Raw genomic sequence first — 23,088 nt, forward strand, 5'->3', positions numbered from 1 at the left:
GAACCGGCCATCGGGTTCGAAAATAATGCCGCCTGCCCCTGCAAGAGGCAGGCGGCACCAGCCCTACACCCGCACAGTCGCCACCTCCTGCTGCACCGGCGCATCCCAATCGATCCGATACCGCTGCTCGACCCCCATGGTCTTCTCCGGGTTCATCCCTTTGATCAGCAGCGGCATCAGCATGGACATCATCCGGCGGGCCACCGGCCCCGGCGTCTTGCTGTGGTTGATCTTGCGCGCCCGCGCCGCGACAGCCTCCACCCGCGGCCGCCGCACCCCCTCATAGGCCGCGAAGGCCGAGGTGTGATCCGGCAGGTCCCGCAGACAGCGCGCCAACTGCACCGCACTCTCGATAGCCAGCGACGCACCCTGACCCGAACTGTTGGACGGCGCATGCACCGAATCCCCGACCAGCACCATGCGCCCCCGATACCAGGTCGGCACCGGCGGCATAATGTGCAGTGCCCCAGTCGTTTCCAGGCTTTCCGCCGTGGTCCTGCGGGCGAATTCACCGCCCGGGGTGTCCTCGGCATAGGTCTCCCGCAGGATGGCCAACCAGTGCTCGGCCGGAATCGCACGCGCCTCGGTCAGCGACAGATACTCCTTGTGTGGCAGATTCGCACCCCACATGACCCTATTGCCGTCGACGACTCCGTAGAGGTAGTACGCCTTCTTCCCGAATGCGAAAACCATTGTCTCGGGGGGAATTCCGAAATCACCGTCGACAATCGCGCCGAATCCGATCATCCCGGTGTACTCCGGTCCCGGATTATCCGGGTCGATGAGACCGCGCACCGTGGATCGAATACCGTCCGCGCCGATCAGCACATCGGCGGTCGCGCGGCTGCCATCGGCGAAATGCGCGGTGACACCGTCAGCGTCCTCCTCGACGCGCACGAGTCGCTTGTTGTATTCGAAAGGAACACCGGCGGCGACCGCGTGATCGTGCAGCGTCCGGTGCAATTCATTGCGGTCGACCATCTTCAACGACGGAACGTCCGGCATTTCCGGCATCCGCAGCACTTTGCCGCCGACCGACAGCTGGGTATGCGATATCGGACTCGCAATCTCACGAACGAGGTCGCCTGCACCGACAATGTCGAGCGCGGCAACACCATTCGGCGCCAATGCCAGCCCGCTGCCGATGCCGTAGGTAGGACCTGGATAGGCCTCGTAGACGCGAGCGGCAATGCCCGCCTTGTGCAATGCGGTGGCCGTGACGGGTCCGGCGATACCACCGCCGATAACGATGGCCGTTTCTGTTTTGGACATGGGTGTACTCCAGTTATGTGCGATGCGGGTTTCTTCGAAAGCCCGAACCGACCGCCCCACCGCACACCCAGTTATCCTGTGGTTGCCAGCCTTGTAGCCGGGTGCGCGCATGCGGACACGGTTCGAGACGGTTACATCGAGCTCGGCGGCGGTGTTGCCGCACCCCGCCGGGCTCGGTCTCTAATCCGTCATCCCCCTTTCCACCACCTCCGTGACCTCGGCGGGCGTCATGCCGACGGCATGCATATGCCGCCACAGATCGACACCGGGGAAAGCGCCGGCGGCGATCTCGTCACGCAGCGCCGCGGCCCATGCCACCTCGGCCTCCAGCATCGCCACACCGTATTCGGCTTCGACGACGAACAGCCTGGGCAGATTGGCAGCCGCGAGTTGATCGAGTTCTCGGCGCGCAGCTTCGATGGTGCGACCCAGCGCGTCGATGCGCCGGCCGAGCAACTCGACGACTTCATCCGGCGGCAATGCCGCCACGACGGAGAGTCCGGCCGTGAACCGGTGGTGTTCCGGAGTCGGCTCGGCAATCAATTCCCTTGTCCAGTCCGCCATTTCGGCGCGACCGGCATCGGTTATCGCATAGATCGTGCGTTCCGGCCGAGCACCGTCGCGCTCATTGCCGACGACCTCGAGAAAGCCCGCCTTCTCCATGTTCTGCACGACGGTGTAGAGCGAGCCCCATTTGATGTCCATATCGCGGTCCTTACCGCGCTCACGCATCTGCGAGGCGATTTCGTAGCGGTGCATCGGCCGTTCGATGACGGTCGCGAGCACCGCCAGCGCCAGCAGATTGTTCACCTTGCGCTTCGTGGCCATGGACACCTCCTTACTCGTATACGAATATACGTCCACGAGTATTCGGGCACAAGTACTGGTCGCAGACAGGCTCGCGCTCCCCGCAGGTCCAGATCGCGTGTCGCTCTTCCGCCGTAACTTACTCCAGAGTAAGGTCGGCTCATGGCATGGAACCCGAAAGATATGCCCGACCAGAGTGGGCGCACCTTTGTCGTCACCGGAGCCAACGGCGGCCTCGGCGTCGAGACAACCACGGCGCTGGCGAGCAAGGGCGGCACCGTGATCATGGCCTGCCGCAATGTCGCGAAGGCGCAGCCGATCGCCGACCGGATCGACGGCGACGTCCGGGTCGAGCAATTGGATCTGGCGGATCTGGCATCGGTGCGCGAATTCGCCGCCAAGACCGGCGAATTCGATGTGCTCATCAATAATGCCGGTCTGATGAACATTCCGTTCTCCCGCACCAAGGACGGGTTCGAGACTCAGTTCGGCGTCAACCACCTCGGACATTTCGCGCTGACCGGACTGCTGTTGGATCGCCTCCGGGACCGGGTGGTGAGCCTGGCGAGCATCGCGCACAAGCAGACCCCGAAACTGTGGATCGACGATCTCAACTACGAGAACCGCCGCTACCAGCGCAATCTCGCCTACGCCCAGTCCAAGCTGGCCAACCTCATGTTCGCCCGCGAACTGCAGCGGCGACTCACCGAAGCGGGCTCCGACAAGCGCTCCTACGCGGTGCACCCGGGCGTCTCGGCGACCGATCTGTTCGCCAGGACCGAAACCCCACTGGACCGGATCAGCAAACCCTTCATCCGCATCATCGGCCATCCCCCGGCCAAGGCCGCCCACTCCACGCTGTTCGCGGCCACCATGCCCGATGCCGACCCCACCACCTACTGGGGTCCGAACCGGTTGTTCCAGAGCCAGGGCCCGGTCGAGCCCTCGCCGTCGAGCAAGCTGTCGAACAATCCGGAACTGCTGCGCCGCCTGTGGGAGGAATCCGAGCGCATGACCGGGGTCACCTACAAATTCTGAGGCCCGACCTGCTCCTACGTATCGTGTAGTAGACGGGTACCGTGGTATGCGTGTCCGCTCCACCTCGCCGCTCGGCACACAATCGCCCGGCCCTCATCGTGCTGGTGATCGTGGCCGCCCTCGCCTGCCTGGCATTGGGATGGTGGCAGTGGGAGCGGTTCGAATCCGCGAGCGGCACCGGTCAGAATCTCGGCTACGCATTGCAGTGGCCGCTGTTCGCGGGGTTCGCGGTCTTCGCGTACTTCCGGTTCGTGCGGCTGGAATCGGAAGCGGATAAGGAGCCGGAAGCCGAACCGGCTCCCGCGAAGGCGCGCCGACCCGCGAAAGTCGATGCACCGCGCGAGATTCCGGCCGGACTGCTGCCCGAGCGGCCAAAGGCTGCCCGCGACGATGATCCGGTGCTCGCCGAATACAACAAATATCTGGCCGAGCTGCACGCCCAAGATATCGACCAACACGTCCGGGATGCGGGCCTGGCCCACGACACACACAGGAGCGCCGGTTGACCACCAGCGAGAACTCGACCGAATCCGCCGCGACGCTCACCCCCGAGCCGACGGCCACGAACGTCGCGAAGATCAAGCCCGCGCTGCTGCGCTACCGTGTGCTCGCCTGGACGACTGGTCTGTGGCTGCTGCTGCTGACCGGCGAAATGATCGCCAAGTACGGCTTCGATGTGCACACCCCGAACTGGATCGCGGTCGTGCACGGCTGGGTCTACTTCGTCTACCTGCTGGTCACCGCCGACCTCGCGGTCAAGGTGCGCTGGCCGATCCCGCGCACCGTCGGCACCCTGATCGCAGGCACCATCCCGCTGCTGTCCTTCTTCGTCGAACACGTCAACGCGAACAAGGTCAAGCAAGACTTCAACCTCTGACCGGATCGCTCCGAATGCCGCACCCTTAGCGGGGTGCGGCATTCGGAGTTGGGCCTACACCCGTCGTCCGTATCCGCACCCGCTATGGGCCAGCCCCTTCGCCGGGATCCGCACACTTCCCACAGCCCCGAGTTCAGCCCCAGCGCTTGGACCAGCCACCTTTCGCCGGGATCCGCACCTGTCGCGGGTCAACACGCGTGGTGCGGCCCGTACCCGTCGCGTGGCCCACGCCTGTCGCCGGATCCACACCCGCTGTGGAGCCGAACCCGGCGCCCGCACGCGTCGTCGGGATCCGCCTCCATGGCCGGAGAACAGCACCCGTTGCGCGGCGCACATCCGTCGCCGGGATCCGCATCCGTTGTGGCCCCGAGGGTGCCGCTGATTCAGGACTCGGCGAGGGCCGCGAGCGCGGGGAGAAGTTGGGTGAGCGCGCGTCCGCGGTGAGATACGGCGTCCTTCTCAGCGGGGGTCAGCTGAGCAGCGGTGATATCGCCGCCCGCCGGAATGAACAGCGGGTCGTAGCCGAAACCGCCGTCACCCACCGGTTTCCGGCCGATCGCACCGGGCCATTCACCGCGCACCACGATCTCGGTACCACCGGGCACCACCAGCGCACAGGTGGAAACGAACTGTGCACCGCGCCGCTCGTCCGGAACGTCACCGAGTTGCGCGAGCAGCAGCGCGTTATTGGCCGCATCATCGCCGTGCCCCCCGGACCAGCGCGCGGACAGCACACCGGGCATCCCGTTCAACGCGTCCACCGCGATACCGGAATCGTCTGCGACACAAGGCAATCCGGTGGCGGCGGCGCCATCGCGCGCCTTCGCCAGCGCATTCTCCTCGAAGGTCGCGCCGGTCTCGGGCGCCTCGTCGTAGGCGGGCACATCGCCGAGTCCGACGATCTCGATGCCCGCGATACCCGCATCGGCGAGAATCCGACGCAGTTCGTTCAACTTCTTGGCATTGCGACTGGCGACCAGGACGCGGCGCGACATCACTTCTTCTTCGACTCGGCAGGCTGCGGCAGCACACCCGGATACGGCAGTGCGAGCGCCTCTTTCTGGATGGCGAACAGCCGGTCGCATCCCGCGAGTGCGGAGTCGAGCAGCTTGTCCAGGGTGGAGCGCGGGAAGGTGGCGCCTTCACCGGTGCCCTGAATCTCCACCAGGGTGCCGGTATCGGTGGCAACCACATTCATATCGACCTCGGCGCGCGAATCCTCTTCGTACGGCAGGTCCAACCGCACCCGGCCGTCGACGACGCCGACGCTCACCGCGGCGATCGCACACGAGATCGGCTGCGGGTCGGCCAATCCGCCCGCCGCGCCGAGGTAAGTCACCGCATCCGAGAGCGCGACATACGCGCCGGTGATGGCCGCGGTCCGCGTGCCACCGTCGGCCTGCAGCACATCGCAGTCGATGGCAATGGTGTTCTCGCCGATGGCAGCCAGGTCGATGCATGCGCGCAGCGACCGGCCGACCAACCGGCTGATCTCCTGGGTGCGCCCGCCGACCTTGCCCTTCACCGATTCCCGCCCGCTGCGGGTATGGGTGGCCGCGGGCAGCATCGCGTATTCGGCGGTGAGCCAGCCGAGCCCGGAATCGCGACGCCACGGGGGCACGCCCTCGGTGACGCTCGCGGTGCACATCACCCGGGTCTGCCCGAACTCCACCAGCACCGAACCGGCTGGATGCGTGGTGAAACCACGGGTGATCCGTACCTCGCGGAGCTCATCGTCCGCCCTGCCATCGGCTCGTCTCGACACGCGCCAAGCCTAGTCACATGGCTTACCGCGCGCGGCAACCGGTCAGATGTCGAAGGTTTCGCCCGGTGCGACGGCGTGCACCGGTCCGGAGAACTGCGCCTTCGCCTCCGCGATCACGTCCTCGCGGGAGGTCCACGGCGGAATGTGGGTGAGCAGCAGCTCTTTCACGCCCGCACGGGCGGCGATGATGCCCGCCTCGGTGCCGGAGAGATGAATGCCGGGGGGCCGGTTGGCCGGGTCGTGCGTCCACGACGCCTCCGACATGAGAAGGTCGGCGCCCTGCGCGAGTTCGAGAACCGCATCGCACATCGCGGTATCGCCGGTGTAGACGAAGGTCCGCCCGGACGCGGTCGCGATGCGCAGCCCGTACGACTCCGGCGGGTGATACATCCGACGCGCGAGCACTGTATGGCCAGGACCGAATTCGACCGCCTCGCCGTCGACCCACGTCTGGTGATCGATGACGTCGGACCAGTCGTCGCATTCACCGCCGATTTCGGCGGAGGCATTGCCGATGCGCACCGCGCTATCGGACGGACCACGCACGATCGCCCGCCCCACCGGGGGCGTCGGGTGGTAGCGCCGCCAGACCAGCAGTCCGGGCAGATCGAGGCAGTGATCGGCATGCAGATGCGTGAGGAAGATGTCGACCTCACCGGGATCGGCATAGCGCTGCAATGCGCCGAGCACGCCGGGTCCGAAATCGATGACCACCGGCGACATATCCGGCCCGGTCAGTAGGTACCCCGACGCTGGGGAGTCCGGGCCGGACACACTGCCCGAGCACCCGAGGACGGTAAGGCGCATTCCCCCATGCTCCCACGACGAATTCTGACTCAAGAACCGATCCCCCACATTCCGCTGCGCGCCGCGCGAGTACCACGGCTACGCATTGACTCCGGCTCGATCCCCGCGACGGTGTCGACGTTCATCACCAGAGAGTACCCAGCCGGCCAGCACTCCACCCATTGCCCCGAAAAGATGCCCCTGCCAAGAGATTCCGGGCTGTCCGGGCAGCACACCCCACAGCACCGACCCGTAAATCGCCAGTACAACCAGGCCGATGCCGATCTGCACGAGATTGCGGGCAAACCAGCCGCGACAGATAAGGAAGGTCAGCCAGCCGAAGATCAGCGAGGACGCGCCGAGGTGCACCGACCCGGTCGCGCCGGTGAGCCAGACGCCGACTCCGGCCACGATCCAGATGATCGCGGTGGCGGCGAGTCCGCGCCCGATGCCCGCGAGCAGGGTGATGAAGCCGAGGACGATAACCGGAAGCGTATTGGCGAACAGGTGGTCCCAGCCGTGGTGCAGGACCGGGGCCCAGAGAATGCCCCACAGACCGTCCGCCTCACGCGGTTCGATGCCGTTGTAATCGAGTTGATTGTGGTCGAGTTCGTCGACGCCTTCGACGCCGTAGAGCAGTGCGACGAATGCGGTGATGATGATGCCCGCGCGCAACCAGAGCTGTTTGACCGGCGCGAAGCTGTTCGCCTTCGCGGGAGTCGAACCGATCGGTTGCCCCAGTTGGGCGCGTAGTGCGGCGATCCGCTCCGGATCGAACGACGAACCGATTCCCGAACCGCCGGTCATCGCAACCTCCTCGTGGAGCGAGACCTCGGCGCGCGAGGGCCCGCTCCTTCGAGCGTACCGGGCCTATCGCGACCCAGCGGCCGATGAACTCAGGCCCAGAGCTGGCCGTCGAGGCGTTCCTCGGCCTCTTCGAGAGTTCCGTCGTACGCGCCGGTGGACAGGTACTTCCACCCGCCGTCGGCAACCACGAAGGCGATATCCGCCCGCGTGCCCGCACGCACGCATTTGCGCGCGACACCGAGCGCCGCATGCAGAATCGCGCCGGTCGAAATGCCCGCGAAAATGCCCTCTTCCAATACCAGCTCGCGCGTGCGCTTCACCGCATCGAAGGGACCTACCGAAAAGCGAGTGGTCAGCACCGACTCGTCGTAGAGCTCGGGAATGAAGCCCTCATCGATATTGCGCAGTCCGTACACGAGTTCGCCGTAGCGCGGTTCGGCCGCGACGATTTCGATGCCGGGCACCTTCTCGCGCAGGAAGCGACCGGTCCCCATGAGCGTGCCGGTCGTCCCGAGACCCGCGACGAAATGCGTGATCTCGGGCAGGTCGGCGAGGATCTCCGGGCCGGTGGTCTCGTAGTGCGCCAAGGCATTGGCCGGATTGCCGTACTGGTACAGCATCACCCAGTCCGGATTCTCCGCCGCGATCTGCTTGGCCAGCGCGACCGCCTGATTCGAACCGCCCGCGGCCGGGGAATCGATGATCTCCGCACCGAACATGGTCAGCAGCTGACGGCGTTCGACCGAGGTGTTCTCGGGCATCACGCACACCAGCCGGTAGCCCTTGAGTTTGGCCGCCATGGCCAGCGAAATGCCGGTATTTCCGCTGGTCGGCTCCAGGATCGTGCAGCCGGGCGTCAGCAGGCCGTCGGCCTCGGCCTGTTCGATCATCCGCAGGGCCGGCCGGTCCTTGATGGAACCGGTCGGGTTGCGGTCCTCGAGCTTGGCCCACAGCCGCACCGGATTGTCACCGTCCCACTGCGGGGACAGGTTGCGCAGCCCGACGAGCGGGGTGTTGCCGAGGGTCGCGATCAGCGATTCGTAGCGCGCCACGGGGTCGATCAGCCTCCAGCGACGGCGGGCAGGATGGTGACGCTCGCGCCCTCGGGCACCTCCGCCTCGAGGCCGCCCGCGAAGCGCACATCCTCGTCGTCGACGTAGATGTTGACGTAGCGGTTCAGCTTGCCGTCCTTGAGCAGCCGCTCCGCGAGGCCCGGATGGTTGGCGTCGAGGTTGTCGATCAGCGCGGACAGGGTCGAGCCCTGCGCGTCGACGCGCTTCTCGCCTCCGGTAAGGCCACGCATGATGGTCGGGATGGACACGGTTACCGGCATGGGAACTCCTCGAATTCGACGAACATAGGGGTACTAAACGGTCTCGTACGCATCGACGATCCGGACCGGCTCCTCGGTGACCTCACCGTCCACGATCCGGTAGCTGCGCAACTCGTGCTGCTCGGGATCGCGGGTGGAGATCAGCACATAATGCGCGAACGGCTCGGACGCGTAGGAGATATCGGTGCGGCTCGGGTAGGCCTCGGTGGCGGTATGCGAGTGGTAGATCACCACCGGGGTCTCGTCGGCATCGTCCATCGCCCGCCACACCTTCAGCTGTTCACCGGAATCGAACCGGTAGAAGGTCGGCGAGCGCTCGGCATTGACCATGGCGATGAACCGCTCCGGCCGATCCGAACCCTCCGGACCGGCGATGACGCCGCAGGCCTCGTCCGGGTGATCGGCGCGCGCGTGCGCCACCATCGCCTCCACCAGGTCGGTCCTGATCACCAGCACGAGTCAAACCCTTCCGCATTCGGCATATCCGCTGCCGACCTATCGCACCCGACAACGACCCAGAATATTCGGCTATTCCCGCCCGCCTGTCGGCCGGTACCCTCCCCGGCGCTGTTGCCAACGCTCCCGCACACTTTCGCGGATTCCGCCCGGCATGTCGGTACGGGAACCCGCTAGGAGCGCGGGAAGAGGTCCGAGTAGGCAGGGATGCCTGCCACGGAGTGGGCGGAAAGGATCGCGTCGACGATGGCGCGCTCGACGCAGACCGCCGCCGCGGTGCAGACCTCATCCAGCACCAGCAGGTCGGACGGGAAGGCGGGCGGCATCGGGGCGGCGGTGATTTCGGCGGTGCCGGTGGACAGTGCGAAGAGAGTGTCACCGTCGAGGGGTGAGTGCGCGGGACGGATGGCGCGGGCGAGCCCGTCATGGGCGGTGGTGGCCATACGCTGGCAACCGGCGGGGTCCAGAGGTGCGTCGGTGGCGACCACACCGATGGTCGTGTTGAGAACGGTGCCCTTGACCGGGAGGGCGTTGGCCACGGCCAGTTGCTCGGGCGTCGCGGGATACAGGTCGAATACCTCGGGGCCTTCGGTCCCGACGCCCCATGGCAGGCCGGTACGCGGATCGAAGACCGAGCCGACCGGATTGGCGACGACCAGCGCCGCCACCGTGACGCCCGCGGCGGCACCCGCACCGAGCACGACGCTCGCGGTCCCCACGCCGCCCTTGATCGAACCGGCACGCGCACCGACGCCCGCGCCGACGCACCCGCGCTCGAACTCCTCCGCCGCAGCTTCGGCCGCCAGGAAGCCGAAGTCGGCGGTCGGTCGAATTCGCCAGTCCCCCACCGGAAGATCGAAGATCACCGCGGCGGGGACGATGGGCACCACCCGGCTCGGGTCGGCCGGATCCATCGGTATGCCCTCGTGATGTTCCTCCAGCCAACGCATTACGCCGTCCGCGGCCGCGAGTCCGTAGGCGCTACCGCCGGTGAGCAGAATCGAATTCACTTGGCGCACAGTGTTGCCCGGGTCGAGCAGATCGGTTTCCCTGGTCCCCGGTCCGCCGCCGCGCACATCGACCGCGGCGACCGCACCGCCGGGTACGCGCACGACGGTACAGCCGGTCGCCGCGCCGGAACCCAACGTCGCATCCGGATCGAGCACATGATGATGCCCGACCAGCAGGCTGGGCACATCGGTGAGCGAATTCCGCTGTCCCGCTTGCACATTCTCCTGGCTGTTCGTCACGATCAACCGTCAGGGCGCGAGGGCCTGCAGCAGGGAATCCTGCATCCAAGTCAGCCAGTGATAAACATCCAGATGCGGCCCACGCGGATCGTCGGGTTCGAGGTGATCCGGTGTCTCGGCATCGATTCCGAGCACCGTGCCCAATGCCAGCCGCACATCGGTCAGCGCGGTCAACCAGGCGTCGGCCTGCTCCGGCGTCAGGACGATCTTCCCGCCGTCGGTCGGCACCGTATTCAGTACCACCGATCCGGCCGCCAATTTGGCATCGATGATCTCCGGCTCGTGTAAGCCGCGCAGCGCGCTGTTGAGATCGGCGCGATCGGCGTCGGGAGAGCCCGGTTCACTCCGGTGGAAATCCGGGAGCAATCGGTGCAGCCGGGGATCATCGGGCGGGGTCGTATTGCCGCTACGCAGCCCGGTGAGCTCGGCGAGCTCATCATCGGGTGCGGATTCGGCCCGCTCGGTCAGCAGCCCGGAAACAGCGCCGACCAGGGACCGCAGTACGCTCGCCTCACGCGCGTCCATTTCGGATCGCAATTTGAGGCCGCTCAGCGAGTTCTTCCGGCTCCACTTACGCACTGACGTCAGGGTAGTCGTACCGGTCAGTCGTCCCGCTGCATGGTCGCCCAGAGTCCCGCGGCGTGCAGCCGTCGCACGTCCTGTTCCATCTTGTCCCGCGAACCCGACGACACCACTGCCTTGCCCTCGTTGTGCACCTTGAGCATCAATTCGGTCGCCTTCGCTTTGCTGTAGCCGAACAGCTTCTGGAAGATGTAGGCGACGTAGTGCATGAGGTTGACCGGATCATCCCAGACGACCGTCACCCACGGACGGTCCTCGGCCTCCAGGATCTCGGTGTATTCGACCGCCTCCGGAGTCGCCTGTGCCGCCGACAGTGTCGCGTTCACTTCGCACAAGGCCATAACACTCAGGGTACGACTCGACTCCGGATACACAACACCCGCGCACCAGGAATCGACGGACGCCCCGGCCACACCGGCCTATCATGCCCGCCACGGCTGTCTACAGTGGCTTGCGTGGACATGCGCAGCACCGCACTGCTGACCGATCAGTACGAACTGACCATGCTCGCGGCCGCCCTCGGCGACGGCTCGGCGCACCGCCGCTGCACCTTCGAGGTGTTTGCAAGGCGCTTGCCGAATGGTCGCCGCTACGGCGTTGTCGCGGGCACCGGCCGACTCGTCGACGCGCTGGCGCATTTCCGTTTCGAGGAATCGGAGCTCGCGATCGCGGCCGGTTTCCTGGACTCCTCGAAGACCATCGATTGGCTGCGCGACTACCGCTTCACCGGCGATATCGACGGCTATCCGGAGGGTGAGCTGTATTTCCCGGGCTCCCCGATTCTTTCGGTGCGCGGCAGCTTCGCCGAATGCGTCCTGTTGGAGACCCTGGCCCTGTCGATCCTCAATCACGACAGCGCGATCGCCTCGGCCGCCGCCCGCATGGTGAGCGCGGCCGACGGTCGCCGGATGATCGAAATGGGCTCGCGCCGCGCTCACGAACTCGCCGCACCGTCCTGCTCGCGCGCCGCATATCTGGCCGGCTTCGACGCCACCTCCAATCTGGAGGCCGTGCGGCGCTTCGGCGTGCCCGGCGCGGGCACCAGCGCGCATGCGTTCACCCTGCTGCACAGCGCCGCGGACGGTGCGCACGAGGCGGCCGCGTTCCGCGGCCAGATCGAGGCGCTCGGCATCGGCACCACACTGCTGGTCGACACCTTCGACATCACCCAGGGGGTGGCGACCGCAATCGAGATAGCCGGGCCCGAATTGGGCGGTGTGCGTATCGATTCCGGTGATCTCGGCGTGCTGGCCAGGCAGGTGCGCGACCAACTCGACGGACTCGGCGCGACCAAGACCCGCATCGTGGTCTCCGGCGATCTGGACGAGTACGCGATCGCCGCACTGCGCGCCGAACCGGTGGACGCCTATGGGGTCGGGACGTCGCTGGTCACCGGATCCGGGGCGCCTACCGCCGGAATGGTCTACAAGTTGGTCGAGGTAGACGGGCTGCCGGTCGCGAAACGCAGCAGCCACAAGGAGTCGCGCGGCGGCACCAAGAAGGCGATTCGGCTGTCCCGCCGGACCGGCACCGTGGTCGAGGAGATCGTCTACCCGGCCGCCGGAAACCAGCCCGCCGCAAACGGATTCGAGGTTCGCGAGCTGCTGGCACCGCTGGTGCGCGGTGGCGAACCGGTCGATGGACTGCCCACCCTCGCGGACAGTCGCAAGTTGGTGGCGCGCGGGTTGGTCAGCCTGCCGTGGGAGGGCCTGAAACTGTCGGCTGGGGAACCTGCGATTCCGACGACATTTGTGAATTGACCCGGGCTGCGGCGTTGCGTCGGTTCGCCCATTCCACGACGGAGACGGCTACCAGCACGATCAGGACGCCCCTGAGCACCAGCAGTACCCAATCGACGGCCTCGTCGGGTCGGTTGCCGAGCAGAAAGTCGACGGCGAGATAGGCCGTATAGCCGATGAAGAAAGCGATCGAGATTCTGACGGTGCTGCTCACCTGGACCTCCGAGTGTTCGTAGCCCGCCCGATCGATCAGGCGGCACAATGTAATCCACAGACAGGTGCCGAGTGTTTACAGCCTCGGTGCTCAGATCGTGGGAAAGTGAGGTCGACATGAACCGAGCGTTGATCATCGTCGACGTGCAGAACGATTTCTGCGAGGGCGGATCGCTGGCCGTCACCGGCGGGGCCACGGTCGCCCGGCGCATCACCGGCTACCTGAACTCCGCGCATTACAGTGCGGTCGTCGCCACCCGCGACTACCACATCGATCCCGGCGGCCATTTCTCCGAACACCCCGATTATGTGGATACCTGGCCGCCGCACTGCCGGGTCGGCACCTCCGGCGCGGATTTCCATCCCGCCCTGAATACCGAGCAGATCCAGGAGATCTTCTCCAAGGGCCAATACTCCGCGGCCTATTCGGGTTTCGAAGGCGCCACCGAGGACGGCACCGGCCTGGCGGACTGGCTGCGCGAGCGCGCCATCGATGAACTCGACATCGTCGGCATCGCCACCGACCACTGCGTCCGCGCGACCGCACTGGACGCCCGCATCGAAGGTTTCGACACCAGGGTGCTGCTGGACTTCACCGCGGGCGTCGCACCCGACACGACCGCCGCCGCACTCGACCGCATGCGCACGGCGGGAGTCGACATCGAGGGTTCGGTCGTTCGCTGACGCAAACCGCCCGCCCCGACCTGCCGCAGGACACGCCGGGTTCGCGCATGGAAGGTGTGCGAAGCGGGCCGAGGATCCGATCGGGCGGTGATCGGTGTCGGTCCCAAGCAGTAGGCTCGTCGCGTGCCCGAACTGCCGCCCGTCCCCGAGCTTTTGGCCACCGCTGTGCGCGCGCTCGGCGGGAAGGAGCGCGTCGGGCAGGTGACGATGGCGGCCGCGGTGGATCACGCCATCGATACCAAGGAACACCTCGCGGTGCAGGCGGGCACCGGGACCGGAAAATCGCTGGCGTATCTGGTGCCGAGTCTGCGTCACGCGGTGCGCACCGGCCGGACCGTGGTGGTGTCGACGGCGACGATCGCGCTGCAGCGTCAGCTCGTCGACCGGGATCTGCCGCGGCTGGCCGAGGCGCTGAGCAAACCGCTGGGCCGGGAGGCGAAATTCGCGATCTTGAAGGGGCGCAATAACTATCTGTGCCTGAACAAGATCAATAGCGTGATTCCGGACGAGCCCGCGGAGGCGGAACTCTTCGACGCATTCGCCATCTCGCGGTTGGGCCGGGAGGTGCAGCGGCTCAACGAATGGGCCTCCAATACCGAAACCGGCGACCGGGACGAGCTCGCGCCCGGTGTCACCGATCGGGCCTGGCGGCAGGTCAGCGTGTCGTCGCGGGAGTGCCTCGGTAAGTCGCGCTGCCCGTTCGGCCAGGACTGCTTCGCCGAATTGGCCAGGGCGGAATCGGCGCAGGCCGATGTGGTGGTGACCAATCACGCCCTGCTCGCCATCGATGCGATCAGCGGCATCCAGGTGCTGCCCGAACATGATGTGGTCGTGATCGATGAGGCGCACGAATTGGTCGATCGGGTCACCGGCGTCGCCACCGCCGAACTGGCCGCATCGGCGATCAGCGCCGCGGCACGGCGCTGCGCCAAACTCATCGACCAACAGGAGGTCGACCGGCTCGAGGAGGCCGCAGAGGCCTGGCACGCGGTGCTCGACGAACTGCCCGCCGCCCGCTGGGACGCACTGCCCGACGGCATCGCGCCGGTGCTGGCGCTGGTCCGCGATGCCGCCTGGAATGCCCGCACCGCTCTCGCGCCACAGGGCGGCGGCACCACCGCACAGGGTGATCCGGAAAGCGCCGCCGCCCGCACCCAGGCGCTGGCCGCCATCGATGAGGTGCACGACAGCGCGGTACGCGCCGCGACCGCATTCGACGAATCCGATCCGGCCAAGCGTCACGATGTCATCTGGCTCGCCGCCGACGAGATCCGCGGCGTCACCCGGCGCACGCTGCGGATGGCGCCGCTGTCGGTGGGCGGACTACTGCGCAGCAGACTTTTCGGCACCGCCACCGTCGTGCTGACCTCGGCCACCCTGCAGATCGGCGGCTCCTTCGACGGACTCGCCATCACCTGGGGCCTGCCCGCGCAATCGGCCAACCGCAGCGATACCGCAACCGCCAACGGCGCCCAGGCGCCCTCGGACGCGGAGACCGTGCGCTGGAGTTCGCTCGACGTCGGCTCGCCGTTCGACCATGCCAAATCCGGCATCCTGTACGTCGCGAAGCATCTGCCCGCGCCCGGCCGAGACGGTCTGGCACCGGCCTACCTCGACGAAATCGAGCGGCTGATCGGCGCTGCAGGTGGGCGCACGCTCGGGCTGTTCTCCTCGATGCGCGCCGCACGCGCGGCCACCGACGCACTGCGCGAGCGGCTGAATACGCCCGTTTTGTGTCAAGGGGACGACGCAACCGGCGCGCTGGTGCGCAAGTTCGCGGACGACCCCGAGACTTCGCTGTTCGGCACGCTGTCGCTGTGGCAGGGCGTCGATGTGCCGGGTCCGTCACTGAGTCTGGTGATCCTGGATCGGATCCCGTTCCCACGCCCTGACGATCCGCTGCTGACCGCGCGACAGCGGGCCGTCGAGTCGCGCGGCGGCAACGGCTTCATGACCGTCGCGGCCAATCACGCCGCGCTGCTGCTGGCCCAGGGCACCGGCAGGCTCTTGCGTAGCGTCGACGACCGGGGTGTCGTAGCGATCCTCGATTCTCGTTTGGCGACCGCACGCTATGGCGGCTATCTGCGGGCCTCACTGCCGCCGTACTGGGAGACCTCGGATCCCGAAGTCGTCACCAAAGCACTGCGTCGGCTGACCGCCGCAAGCGCCTGAGCTGGCGAACCTGTGAGACCACTCACAAAGCATTCCAATGTTTCCAGGCAGAAGTAAGTTGAGAACCGATACTTCGGTGGAACCCCAATTCCCACACCGGATGTATCGGCGAGTCCCCGCGCCAAGCCCTGCACGCGGCGCGGGGACACCACAAATCCCTGTCACCGCCGGTCCACCCATGAGACCGTTTCCCAATGACGCACCAGCCAGATATCGACACTCTCGGCGAATTCTTGATCAGCGCAAGATCTTTGGCCGAATACCGTGCGATCTTCGCACTCACCGAAGCCGACCTCAGCGGACGCCTACTCGACTGTCCAGGCGGCGCAGCAAGTTTCACCGCCGAGGCGAGTGAACTCGGGGCCACGGTCATCGCGGCGGATCCGATCTACGCCCAACCCGCGGAGCGACTGCGCACCCTCGCGGTCTCCGAGACCGATCGCGGAAACATTTGGGCGACAGCACATCTGGACCGGTATCGGTGGGACTTCTACGGCGATCCGCAACAGCACCGAGCGATACGCCTGGCCGCGGCGGCCCGCTTCGGCGCCGACCTCACCGCGCATCGCGATCGGTACGTCGCGGCGCTATTGCCGTCGCTTCCCTTCCCCGACAACAGTTTCGATCTGGTCCTGAGCTCACATCTGCTCTTCACCTACGCCGACCGCCTCGATCCGGATTTCCATCTGGCGTCCCTGCTCGAACTCTCCCGAGTGTCCGCAGGCGAGACTCGCCTGTATCCACTGGTCGATCACACCGGCGCACGCCAAGACGATCTGGTCGCGCATCTGCGAAAAGAACTGCACGACAAGGGAATCCGCTCGTCGCTCCGGGAGACGGCCTACGAGTTCCACCACGGCGCGACCACGGTTCTGGTCCTGCACTCGAACCGGGACCATACGTGGAAACGACAGATCAGAGCGTCCACTTGAGGATCAATGTGACGACAGCCGCGATCACGGCCACCACAATCGCCGCCACGCCCCAGACAAAGCCCTGCCGCTGCCACGGACGCCCGTGGTCGATAGAGAACTTGCCGGGCCCGGTGAATGCGACAACCGCGCCGACGGTGGCGAACAGCAAGGGCATTTCATAGCCCTTACCGGTCAGCAGGCCGCCGCCCCAGGTCGCATTGATCGCATTGATCATGGTGCCGAGCACGATGGCCGAGGCCAGCGGCGTCAGCAGGCCGAGCACCAGCAGGAGGCCGCCGGTGAATTCGCTGAGTCCGGCGAGGGTGCCGAACAGTTTTCCGGGGTTGTAGCCCATGGAGTCGAAGGAGGAGGCGTTGCCGCGCCAACCCGGGCCACTGAACCAGCCGAACAGTTTCTGTGAGCCGTGCGCCGCGAGCAGGCCGCCGAAGACGACGCGCAGCACCAGGAGGCCGATATCGGCGGCGGAGTTGTCGAGAGTCACGCCACTCGGATGAGTGGGGCGTTCGAGTGTGCCGTTGGAAGTCATGCTGGTCCTCATCCGCGCATCGGTATGAACAATGGCTCTTTAGCCTCGGCAATGAATCGGACTGCGGTCCGATTATCCCACAGTTCAGCCCAACCGCGCGATAGGCGAGGCTTATTCCGCGAGGAAGAAGAAATATCCGAGGAACATCACCATCAGCGCCCACATCGCCGGATGCACCTCTTTGACGCGCCCCTTCGCGACCATGACGATCGGATAGAACAGCATGCCCATCGCCAGTCCATTGGCGATGGAGTAGGTCAGCGGCATCATGACGACGGTGACGAAGGCCGGAGTCGAGTACTCCAGCCGATTCCAATCGATCTCGCCGAGCGCGCGGGCCATCAGCACGCCGACCACGATCAGCGCGGGTGCGGTGATGGCCGCCGAACCGGCGACCACCGCGAATATCGGATAGCAGAACATGGCGATCAGGAACCAGCCCGCCGTGGTCACAGCGGTCATACCGGTCCGGCCGCCCGCTGAGACACCCGCCGTCGATTCGACATAGGCGGTGGTGGTCGAGGTGCCGATGACCGCACCGGCCATGGTGCCCACCGAGTCGGCGGCCAGTGCACTGGCCGCGCGCGGCAGTTTGCCGTCCTTGTCGAGCAGTCCAGCCTGGTTGGCGACGCCGATAAGGGTGCCGGAGCAGTCGAAGAAGTCGACGAAGAGCATGGTGAGAACGACGACGGCCATCTGCCCGGTGAACGCGTCGGGCAGATGGATGATGGCCTGACCGAAGGTGTGCTCGAGGCCCTTCGGCATCGCGACGACACCGTTGGGCAGATCGACCAGACCGCTGATGACGCCCGCGATGGCGGTGAGCACGATGCCGTAGAGCACCGCCCCGTGCCAGCCGATGACCAGGAACACCACGGTCATCACGAGACCGAACAGCGCGAGCAGCGTGGTGCCCTTGGTGAAGTCGCCGAGAGTGACGAGGGTGGCCTCGCTATTGACCACGATGCCCGCGTTCTTCAGACCGAGGAATGCGACGAACATGCCGATGCCCGCGCCGACGGCCAGCTTCATCTGCATCGGAATCGCATTGAGAATGCGTTCGCGCACCTTGGTGATCGCGAGTACGAAGAAGATCACCCCGGACAGGAAGGTTCCCGACAGCGCCAACTGCCACGGGATCCCCATCCCGAGCACCACCGAATAGGCGAAGAAGGCATTCAGGCCCATACCCGGCGCGAGTGCGATCGGATATCTGGCCCACACCCCCATGACCAGTGTGCCGAAGACCGCGGCGACGGCCGTCGCGGTGAAGACCGCCTGCATGGGAATGCCCTTGGCACCGAGCGCGCCCTCGTCGCCGAGCACCGACGGATTCACGGCGAGCACATAGGACATGGCGAGGAAGGTGATGGTTCCGGCCATCAACTCACGCTTCATGGTCGAACCGTTCGAACTGATGCCGAAGTACGCGTCGAGGCGTCCTCGGGTTCGCGTCAGAACGTCGGTGACCATGAAGCTCTCCAGTCGAAAAACGAGTACAGGCGTGCCAGGGCACGGTAGCCGACAATTCACTGCACTCGAGAACCCGGCCCATCAGCAGGTATCAGGTTTTCGTGAGCAGCGTCACGGTAGCCATCTCAGACAGATTGATCTACCTTTGCTTCGCACGACGTCTCGCAAGCAATGGTGCTCGAATCGGCGGACCGAAACACTCAAGGGGAAGTAAACGTGCGCAACACTTTTCGCGATCCCGGCATTGCCGACGGCGAGCTGTCCCAGTATGTGGCGACCGTCGGCGACGACCCGATCCGGTACCAGGTGTCTTCCCTGGTCGAACACCACGGCGACGACGCCTACCGCACCCAGCTGACGGTCGAGATGGCGAACAACTTCACCATGAGCGTCGAGCAGTTCTTCGACCGCACCGGCGGCACGCTCTCCACGCGCAGCTATGTCGCGGAGAGCAAACTCGGCGACACCCTGGTCAGCCGTGAGGACGGCAATTTCGAAGGCACCGCACACCTGCAGTTCGGCGGCAAGGTCGAACCGTTCCCCAGCCCACTGACCTCACTGCTCGGCGGCGCCACCACCTTCCGCGGCCTGGATTTCACCAAGGGCGCCAAGGCCACCATCAACCTCTGGCTCGCCTATTCGATCCACTGGCCCGTGGAGGTCAAAGTCGAAAAGCGCACCACCATCGACGTCCCCGCAGGCAAATTCGACGCCTGGCAGGTCAAAGCCAAACCCAGCTTCGCCCACATCAACGGCCTACTCGACAAGGTGATCCACGGCATCTTGCCCGCCTTCACCCTGCACTTCGACGCCGCCGCGCCCCACCGAATGCTCCGCTTCAGCTTCCCGACCGGACCATTGCCCTGGGACCCGAAAGGCCTGGTCCAACTGAGCTCCGAGTAGGTCCCGGATTCGACATCAGCCGTTCGGGGCGATTATCAAGCCCAGTTCGGCGTCGCTGGCGAGTAGTTCGTTGCGGGGCAGGACCCGGACCGTGTAACCGACGGCGCCGGACAGGGGGACTGGGGTTTCGACGGTGAAAAGGTCTACACCGGAGTCGGATCCGGTGTGGGTCATCGGGAAGATGGTGGTGTCGGAGAGGTCGTCGGTCGGTGAGACTCGGCCGAGTACCGCCTGCACCGTGACGTCTGCGGGGGTGAGGCCAGCGAGGTCGATGCGGGCGGCGAGCGAGAGTTCGGCGCCGATGACCGGGGTGTCGGGCAGGCCCGCGCTGTCGACCTGGATGATCTTGACCGAGGGCCAGGCGGCCTCGACCCGGCGGCGATACTCCGAAACCGCTCGGGCACCGGCGAATTCGTCGGCGCTCACGCGCTTACCGGCCGATGCGGCGGGGGTGTAGTACTCGACGGCATAGTCGCGAACCATGCGGGAGGCCAGCACCTGCGGACCGAGCGTTTGCAGGGTGTGACGCACCATCTCGACCCAGCGCACCGGCATATCGGAGCCGTCGCGGTCATAGAAGCGCGGTGCGACGGTGCGTTCGAACAGGTCGTAGAGGGCGGCGGCCTCGAGGTCGTCGCGGCGGTGTTCATCGGAGACGCCGTCGGCGGTCGGTATGGCCCAACCGTTTTCGCCGTCGTACATCTCGTCCCACCAGCCGTCGCGGATGGAGAGGTTGAGCCCGCCGTTCAGCGCGGACTTCATACCCGAGGTGCCGCAGGCCTCCAGCGGACGCAGCGGATTGTTCAGCCAGACATCGCAACCCCAGTACAGGTAGCGGGCCATCGACATGTCGTAATCGGGCAGGAAGACGATGCGATGACGCACTTCCGGATCGTCGGCGAACCGAACGACCTGCTGAATCAGCGCCTTGCCGCCATCGTCGGCCGGATGACTCTTACCCGCGACGACCAGTTGCATCGGCCGATCGGGATTCAGCAGCAGCGCACGCAAGCGCTGCGGATCGCGCAGCATCAGGGTCAACCGCTTGTAGGTCGGCACCCGGCGCGCGAAACCGACGGTCAACACATTCGGATCGAAAACGCTATCGACCCATCCCAATTCAGCCGAAGCCGCGCCGCGCTCCAACCAGGACGCGCGAACCCGTCGGCGCACCTCGGCAACGAGGGTGGCGCGCAAGGCATTCCGGGTCGACCACAATTCACCCAGGTCGAAATCGCGCAGCTTCTCCCAACCACGCGCCTCCTCGACCAGCTCGGGACCGATGTGCTCGCGTGCCTTGTCGAACCATTCGCGCGCCGCCCAGGTCGGGGCGTGCACACCATTGGTCACCGAACCGATCGGCACGTCGGTCGCGTCGAAGCCGGGCCACAGGGGCGCGAACATGTCGCGGCTCACCTCGCCGTGCAGTTTGGAAACACCGTTGGCGCGCTGGGCGAGTCGCAAGCCCATATGCGCCATATTGAATACGGACGGATCTGCTTCACGACCGAGCGCGACGATCCGGTCGACGGAAAGCCCCGGCAGCATGGCGGATTCGGATTCCCCGTGGCCACCGCCGAAGTACCTGCGCACCAACGGCATCGGGAACCGGTCGATACCGGCGGGTACCGGCGTGTGCGTGGTGAACACGGTAGCGGCCCGCACCGCAGTCAGCGCGGTGTCGAAATCCAGTCCGGCCGAGACGAATTCACGGATCCGCTCGACGCCGAGGAATCCGGCGTGCCCCTCGTTCATGTGGAACACATCGGGATCCGGCACACCCGCGGCGCGCGTATAGGCGCGCACCGCCCGCACGCCACCGATACCGGCCAGGATCTCCTGCTTGATCCGATGGTCCTGATCACCGCCGTAGAGCCGGTCGGTGACCGCGCGCAGTTCCGGATCGTTCTCGGCGATATCGGAATCCAGCAGCAGCAATGGCACCCGCCCGACCTGCGCGATCCACACCCGCGCCCGCAGCACCCGCTGATCGGGCATGGCCACGTGGATCAACACCGGCGAACCTTCGGTGGTCAGCAGCCGCAAGGGCAGCCCCTGCGGATCCAGCGCCGGATAGTGCTCGGACTGCCAACCGTCCGCGGTCAGCGACTGCCGGAAATAGCCGGAGCGGTAGAGCAATCCGACGCCGATCAGCGGCAGTCCCAGATCCGATGCGGACTTCAGATGATCACCGGCGAGAATCCCGAGGCCGCCCGAATAGTTCGGCAGGACCTCGGTGACGCCGAACTCCATCGAGAAATAGGCAATGCCGTGCACCGGCTCATCGGTCTGCCGCTGAAACCAGCCCGGCCGCGTCAGATAGTCGCGCAGATCCGCGGCGACGGCGTCCACTCGCCCGATGTAGTCCGCATCGGCGGCGAGCTCGTCCAGCCGGGCCGCGGGCACCTCACCCAGCATGCGCACCGGATCGTGGCCGAGCTCGCGCCACAGCTCGGGATCGAGCTCCGCGAACAGATCCTGGGTAGCCCAATGCCACGACCAGCGCAGATTCGTGGAAAGCTCGCCCAGGGCCGCCAAACGCTCGGGCAGATGGGCACGGACGGTGAAACGACGGAGTGCCTTCACCAACCGAACCCTACCCAATGCCGCAGCACCTGGTGGCTCCAGCGGGCCACGGCACCCATCGAGGCCGCCGCGGGTCTGCTACCGAGCAACCGGAGCAGACGCGACGAACCACAGGAACTGCCGCGGTCGCTACTGAATCGCGCCGGAATATCATTCGCGGCGAACCCGCGTGAATGAGAGCATCGGCTGATGCCGCACTGGATCGATGTGCTCCCCCAGTTCCTGCTGGCCTGCCTCATTCTGGCCGCATTACCCGGACCGGCGACGGCGCTGTTCCTTCAGCGCGCAGTGCGCGACGGTCGCGCGGCCGGGCTGGCGGCGGTGGCCGGAAACGAGATCGGGGTGTTCGGCTGGACGCTCGCCGGTGGCGCAGGTCTGTCTGTGCTGCTGGTCGCGAACCGGTTCATGAATACGGCGGTGCACGTCATCGGGGCGCTGGTGTTGATCTGGCTCGGTGTGCAGGCCTGGCGCGGCGCCCGCGGTACGGACGAATTCGGCAGCACAGCGCTTACCCGCCCCGCCGGCTGCCATCCCCTGGCGACCAAGCTGCTGCCCACCGGCCGGACCCCAGGTTCGGCGTTTCGCGCCGCACTGATCTCGATCGCGGCGAATCCGAAGGCGGCCGTCTTCGGCCTGACAATCCTGCCGCAGTTCCTGCCGTCGAGCGGTCCGGTGCTGCCGACCGTGTTGATCCTGGCGGGTATCCAGCTGGTCATCGATACCGCCTGGTGCATCGGCATCGTGCTGGCGGCGGACCGCGCGGGGACCTGGCTGCGGCGAACCGGAATCCGGCAGCGGGTGGAGCGCACGCTCGGCGCGATCTTGGTCGCACTCGGTCTCGGTCTGGCGGCCGACGCACGCTGATCCCGTCCACCCGACCCGCA

25 protein-coding genes are annotated in these 23,088 nt (G+C 66.2%); 9 read left to right on the forward strand and 16 right to left on the reverse strand.

Features of this window, described 5'->3' with window-relative positions; all coding sequences use genetic code 11:
* Positions 1 to 63: 63 nt before the first annotated feature.
* Both ACQPZ2_RS38240 and ACQPZ2_RS38245 read right to left on the reverse strand, forming a co-directional pair.
* Positions 64 to 1,272 (reverse strand): FAD-dependent oxidoreductase, encoded by a 1,209-nt coding sequence (locus ACQPZ2_RS38240; RefSeq protein WP_433522861.1) that lies wholly within the window; start codon positions 1,270 to 1,272, stop codon positions 64 to 66.
* 180 nt (positions 1,273 to 1,452) lie between these two features.
* Positions 1,453 to 2,100 carry a PadR family transcriptional regulator gene (locus tag ACQPZ2_RS38245; protein WP_433522862.1) on the reverse strand — a complete coding sequence of 216 codons (648 nt, stop codon included), beginning with the start codon at positions 2,098 to 2,100 and terminating at the stop codon, positions 1,453 to 1,455.
* A 141-nt stretch (positions 2,101 to 2,241) separates the two neighbouring features.
* Between ACQPZ2_RS38245 and ACQPZ2_RS38250 the strand changes: the two genes are divergently transcribed.
* From ACQPZ2_RS38250 to ACQPZ2_RS38260, 3 genes are all read left to right on the forward strand, one after another.
* A complete protein-coding gene (locus ACQPZ2_RS38250) occupies positions 2,242 to 3,117 on the forward strand; it encodes an oxidoreductase (protein WP_433522863.1) in 876 nt (291 codons plus the stop codon).
* Positions 3,118 to 3,167: 50 nt separating this feature from the next.
* Positions 3,168 to 3,623 (forward strand): transcriptional regulator, encoded by a 456-nt coding sequence (locus ACQPZ2_RS38255; protein ID WP_433522864.1) that lies wholly within the window; start codon positions 3,168 to 3,170, stop codon positions 3,621 to 3,623.
* A gap of 71 nt (positions 3,624 to 3,694) precedes the next feature.
* Entirely contained in the window at positions 3,695 to 3,994 is a 300-nt protein-coding gene (locus ACQPZ2_RS38260) for a DUF3817 domain-containing protein (RefSeq protein ID WP_245567036.1), read from the forward strand.
* A 383-nt stretch (positions 3,995 to 4,377) separates the two neighbouring features.
* Here the strand turns inward: ACQPZ2_RS38260 and rdgB are convergent, their stop codons facing one another.
* The 10 genes from rdgB to clpS form a co-directional block, all read right to left on the reverse strand.
* Positions 4,378 to 4,989, reverse strand: coding sequence for an RdgB/HAM1 family non-canonical purine NTP pyrophosphatase (rdgB, locus tag ACQPZ2_RS38265; protein WP_063044716.1), 612 nt, complete (start codon positions 4,987 to 4,989; stop codon positions 4,378 to 4,380).
* A complete protein-coding gene (gene rph / locus ACQPZ2_RS38270; RefSeq protein WP_040687192.1) occupies positions 4,989 to 5,759 on the reverse strand; it encodes a ribonuclease PH in 771 nt (256 codons plus the stop codon). The genes rdgB and rph overlap by 1 nt, the downstream gene beginning before the upstream one ends.
* Positions 5,760 to 5,801: 42 nt before the next feature.
* Positions 5,802 to 6,566, reverse strand: a complete 765-nt coding sequence (locus tag ACQPZ2_RS38275; RefSeq protein ID WP_433522865.1) for a cyclic nucleotide-degrading phosphodiesterase — start codon at positions 6,564 to 6,566, stop codon at positions 5,802 to 5,804.
* Between the two features lie 78 nt (positions 6,567 to 6,644).
* Positions 6,645 to 7,352, reverse strand: a complete 708-nt coding sequence (locus tag ACQPZ2_RS38280) for a rhomboid family intramembrane serine protease (protein WP_433522866.1) — start codon at positions 7,350 to 7,352, stop codon at positions 6,645 to 6,647.
* 89 nt (positions 7,353 to 7,441) lie between these two features.
* On the reverse strand, positions 7,442 to 8,404 hold the full coding sequence (locus tag ACQPZ2_RS38285; RefSeq protein WP_433522867.1) for a PLP-dependent cysteine synthase family protein: 963 nt from the start codon (positions 8,402 to 8,404) through the stop codon (positions 7,442 to 7,444).
* An 8-nt stretch (positions 8,405 to 8,412) separates the two neighbouring features.
* Positions 8,413 to 8,685: a MoaD/ThiS family protein gene (locus ACQPZ2_RS38290; RefSeq protein ID WP_387292356.1), complete on the reverse strand. Its 273-nt coding sequence runs from the start codon at positions 8,683 to 8,685 to the stop codon at positions 8,413 to 8,415.
* A gap of 33 nt (positions 8,686 to 8,718) precedes the next feature.
* Entirely contained in the window at positions 8,719 to 9,141 is a 423-nt protein-coding gene (locus ACQPZ2_RS38295) for a Mov34/MPN/PAD-1 family protein (RefSeq protein WP_040687189.1), read from the reverse strand.
* 173 nt (positions 9,142 to 9,314) lie between these two features.
* Positions 9,315 to 10,391, reverse strand: a complete 1,077-nt coding sequence (locus ACQPZ2_RS38300) for a P1 family peptidase (protein ID WP_433522868.1) — start codon at positions 10,389 to 10,391, stop codon at positions 9,315 to 9,317.
* A gap of 9 nt (positions 10,392 to 10,400) precedes the next feature.
* A complete protein-coding gene (locus ACQPZ2_RS38305) occupies positions 10,401 to 10,970 on the reverse strand; it encodes a DUF2017 domain-containing protein (RefSeq protein WP_364355678.1) in 570 nt (189 codons plus the stop codon).
* Positions 10,971 to 10,993: 23 nt separating this feature from the next.
* Positions 10,994 to 11,314 (reverse strand): ATP-dependent Clp protease adapter ClpS, encoded by a 321-nt coding sequence (gene clpS, locus ACQPZ2_RS38310; protein WP_040687186.1) that lies wholly within the window; start codon positions 11,312 to 11,314, stop codon positions 10,994 to 10,996.
* A gap of 120 nt (positions 11,315 to 11,434) precedes the next feature.
* Between clpS and ACQPZ2_RS38315 the strand changes: the two genes are divergently transcribed.
* A complete protein-coding gene (locus ACQPZ2_RS38315; RefSeq protein WP_433527631.1) occupies positions 11,435 to 12,733 on the forward strand; it encodes a nicotinate phosphoribosyltransferase in 1,299 nt (432 codons plus the stop codon).
* Here ACQPZ2_RS38315 and ACQPZ2_RS38320 read toward each other — a convergent pair.
* Entirely contained in the window at positions 12,663 to 12,926 is a 264-nt protein-coding gene (locus tag ACQPZ2_RS38320; protein WP_433522869.1) for a hypothetical protein, read from the reverse strand. The two genes, ACQPZ2_RS38315 and ACQPZ2_RS38320, sit on opposite strands and share 71 nt — an antisense overlap.
* Positions 12,927 to 13,042: 116 nt before the next feature.
* On the opposite strand from ACQPZ2_RS38320, the gene ACQPZ2_RS38325 reads away from it, so the two are divergent.
* The 3 genes from ACQPZ2_RS38325 to ACQPZ2_RS38335 all read left to right on the forward strand — a co-directional run bounded on the left by ACQPZ2_RS38325 (position 13,043) and on the right by ACQPZ2_RS38335 (position 16,713).
* Complete coding sequence (locus ACQPZ2_RS38325; RefSeq protein WP_063044710.1) at positions 13,043 to 13,609, forward strand: nicotinamidase; 567 nt, start codon at positions 13,043 to 13,045, stop codon at positions 13,607 to 13,609.
* A gap of 123 nt (positions 13,610 to 13,732) precedes the next feature.
* Positions 13,733 to 15,781, forward strand: a complete 2,049-nt coding sequence (locus ACQPZ2_RS38330) for an ATP-dependent DNA helicase (protein ID WP_433522870.1) — start codon at positions 13,733 to 13,735, stop codon at positions 15,779 to 15,781.
* Between the two features lie 194 nt (positions 15,782 to 15,975).
* Positions 15,976 to 16,713 carry a methyltransferase domain-containing protein gene (locus tag ACQPZ2_RS38335; RefSeq protein WP_433522871.1) on the forward strand — a complete coding sequence of 246 codons (738 nt, stop codon included), beginning with the start codon at positions 15,976 to 15,978 and terminating at the stop codon, positions 16,711 to 16,713.
* Here ACQPZ2_RS38335 and ACQPZ2_RS38340 read toward each other — a convergent pair.
* Together ACQPZ2_RS38340 and ACQPZ2_RS38345 are read right to left on the reverse strand one after the other, a co-directional pair.
* Positions 16,697 to 17,242 carry a DoxX family protein gene (locus ACQPZ2_RS38340; protein ID WP_433522872.1) on the reverse strand — a complete coding sequence of 182 codons (546 nt, stop codon included), beginning with the start codon at positions 17,240 to 17,242 and terminating at the stop codon, positions 16,697 to 16,699. The two genes, ACQPZ2_RS38335 and ACQPZ2_RS38340, sit on opposite strands and share 17 nt — an antisense overlap.
* A gap of 111 nt (positions 17,243 to 17,353) precedes the next feature.
* Positions 17,354 to 18,715 carry an NCS2 family permease gene (locus ACQPZ2_RS38345; RefSeq protein ID WP_433522873.1) on the reverse strand — a complete coding sequence of 454 codons (1,362 nt, stop codon included), beginning with the start codon at positions 18,713 to 18,715 and terminating at the stop codon, positions 17,354 to 17,356.
* Positions 18,716 to 18,931: 216 nt separating this feature from the next.
* On the opposite strand from ACQPZ2_RS38345, the gene ACQPZ2_RS38350 reads away from it, so the two are divergent.
* Positions 18,932 to 19,618 carry a hypothetical protein gene (locus ACQPZ2_RS38350; RefSeq protein ID WP_433522874.1) on the forward strand — a complete coding sequence of 229 codons (687 nt, stop codon included), beginning with the start codon at positions 18,932 to 18,934 and terminating at the stop codon, positions 19,616 to 19,618.
* A 15-nt stretch (positions 19,619 to 19,633) separates the two neighbouring features.
* Here ACQPZ2_RS38350 and glgP read toward each other — a convergent pair whose 3' ends face one another.
* On the reverse strand, positions 19,634 to 22,204 hold the full coding sequence (gene glgP / locus ACQPZ2_RS38355) for an alpha-glucan family phosphorylase (RefSeq protein WP_433522875.1): 2,571 nt from the start codon (positions 22,202 to 22,204) through the stop codon (positions 19,634 to 19,636).
* Positions 22,205 to 22,393: 189 nt separating this feature from the next.
* Here glgP and ACQPZ2_RS38360 point away from each other — a divergent pair, with 189 nt between their 5' ends.
* The gene (locus tag ACQPZ2_RS38360; RefSeq protein WP_433522876.1) at positions 22,394 to 23,068 is read left to right on the forward strand and encodes a LysE family translocator; all 675 of its coding nucleotides are present in this window, start codon (positions 22,394 to 22,396) and stop codon (positions 23,066 to 23,068) included.
* Positions 23,069 to 23,088: the final 20 nt, after the last annotated feature.

It is taken from the genome of Nocardia pseudovaccinii (assembly GCF_050942345.1).
Lineage (GTDB): Bacteria > Actinomycetota > Actinomycetes > Mycobacteriales > Mycobacteriaceae > Nocardia > Nocardia pseudovaccinii.

Excerpts from the sequence above, each read along its gene's own strand:
- ACQPZ2_RS38245 (WP_433522862.1), bottom strand. The coding sequence starts at position 2,100 with ATGGCCACGAAGCGCAAGGTGAACAATCTGCTGGCGCTGGCGGTGCTC.
- ACQPZ2_RS38250 (WP_433522863.1), top strand. The coding sequence starts at position 2,242 with ATGGCATGGAACCCGAAAGATATGCCCGACCAGAGTGGGCGCACCTTT.
- clpS (WP_040687186.1), bottom strand. The coding sequence starts at position 11,314 with ATGGCCTTGTGCGAAGTGAACGCGACACTGTCGGCGGCACAGGCGACT.
- ACQPZ2_RS38345 (WP_433522873.1), bottom strand. The coding sequence starts at position 18,715 with ATGGTCACCGACGTTCTGACGCGAACCCGAGGACGCCTCGACGCGTAC.
- ACQPZ2_RS38290 (WP_387292356.1), bottom strand. The coding sequence starts at position 8,685 with ATGCCGGTAACCGTGTCCATCCCGACCATCATGCGTGGCCTTACCGGA.
- ACQPZ2_RS38275 (WP_433522865.1), bottom strand. The coding sequence starts at position 6,566 with ATGCGCCTTACCGTCCTCGGGTGCTCGGGCAGTGTGTCCGGCCCGGAC.
- ACQPZ2_RS38335 (WP_433522871.1), top strand. The coding sequence starts at position 15,976 with ATGACGCACCAGCCAGATATCGACACTCTCGGCGAATTCTTGATCAGC.
- rdgB (WP_063044716.1), bottom strand. The coding sequence starts at position 4,989 with ATGTCGCGCCGCGTCCTGGTCGCCAGTCGCAATGCCAAGAAGTTGAAC.
- ACQPZ2_RS38340 (WP_433522872.1), bottom strand. The coding sequence starts at position 17,242 with ATGACTTCCAACGGCACACTCGAACGCCCCACTCATCCGAGTGGCGTG.
- ACQPZ2_RS38360 (WP_433522876.1), top strand. The coding sequence starts at position 22,394 with ATGCCGCACTGGATCGATGTGCTCCCCCAGTTCCTGCTGGCCTGCCTC.
- ACQPZ2_RS38280 (WP_433522866.1), bottom strand. The coding sequence starts at position 7,352 with ATGACCGGCGGTTCGGGAATCGGTTCGTCGTTCGATCCGGAGCGGATC.
- ACQPZ2_RS38240 (WP_433522861.1), bottom strand. The coding sequence starts at position 1,272 with ATGTCCAAAACAGAAACGGCCATCGTTATCGGCGGTGGTATCGCCGGA.
- ACQPZ2_RS38315 (WP_433527631.1), top strand. The coding sequence starts at position 11,435 with ATGCGCAGCACCGCACTGCTGACCGATCAGTACGAACTGACCATGCTC.
- ACQPZ2_RS38325 (WP_063044710.1), top strand. The coding sequence starts at position 13,043 with ATGAACCGAGCGTTGATCATCGTCGACGTGCAGAACGATTTCTGCGAG.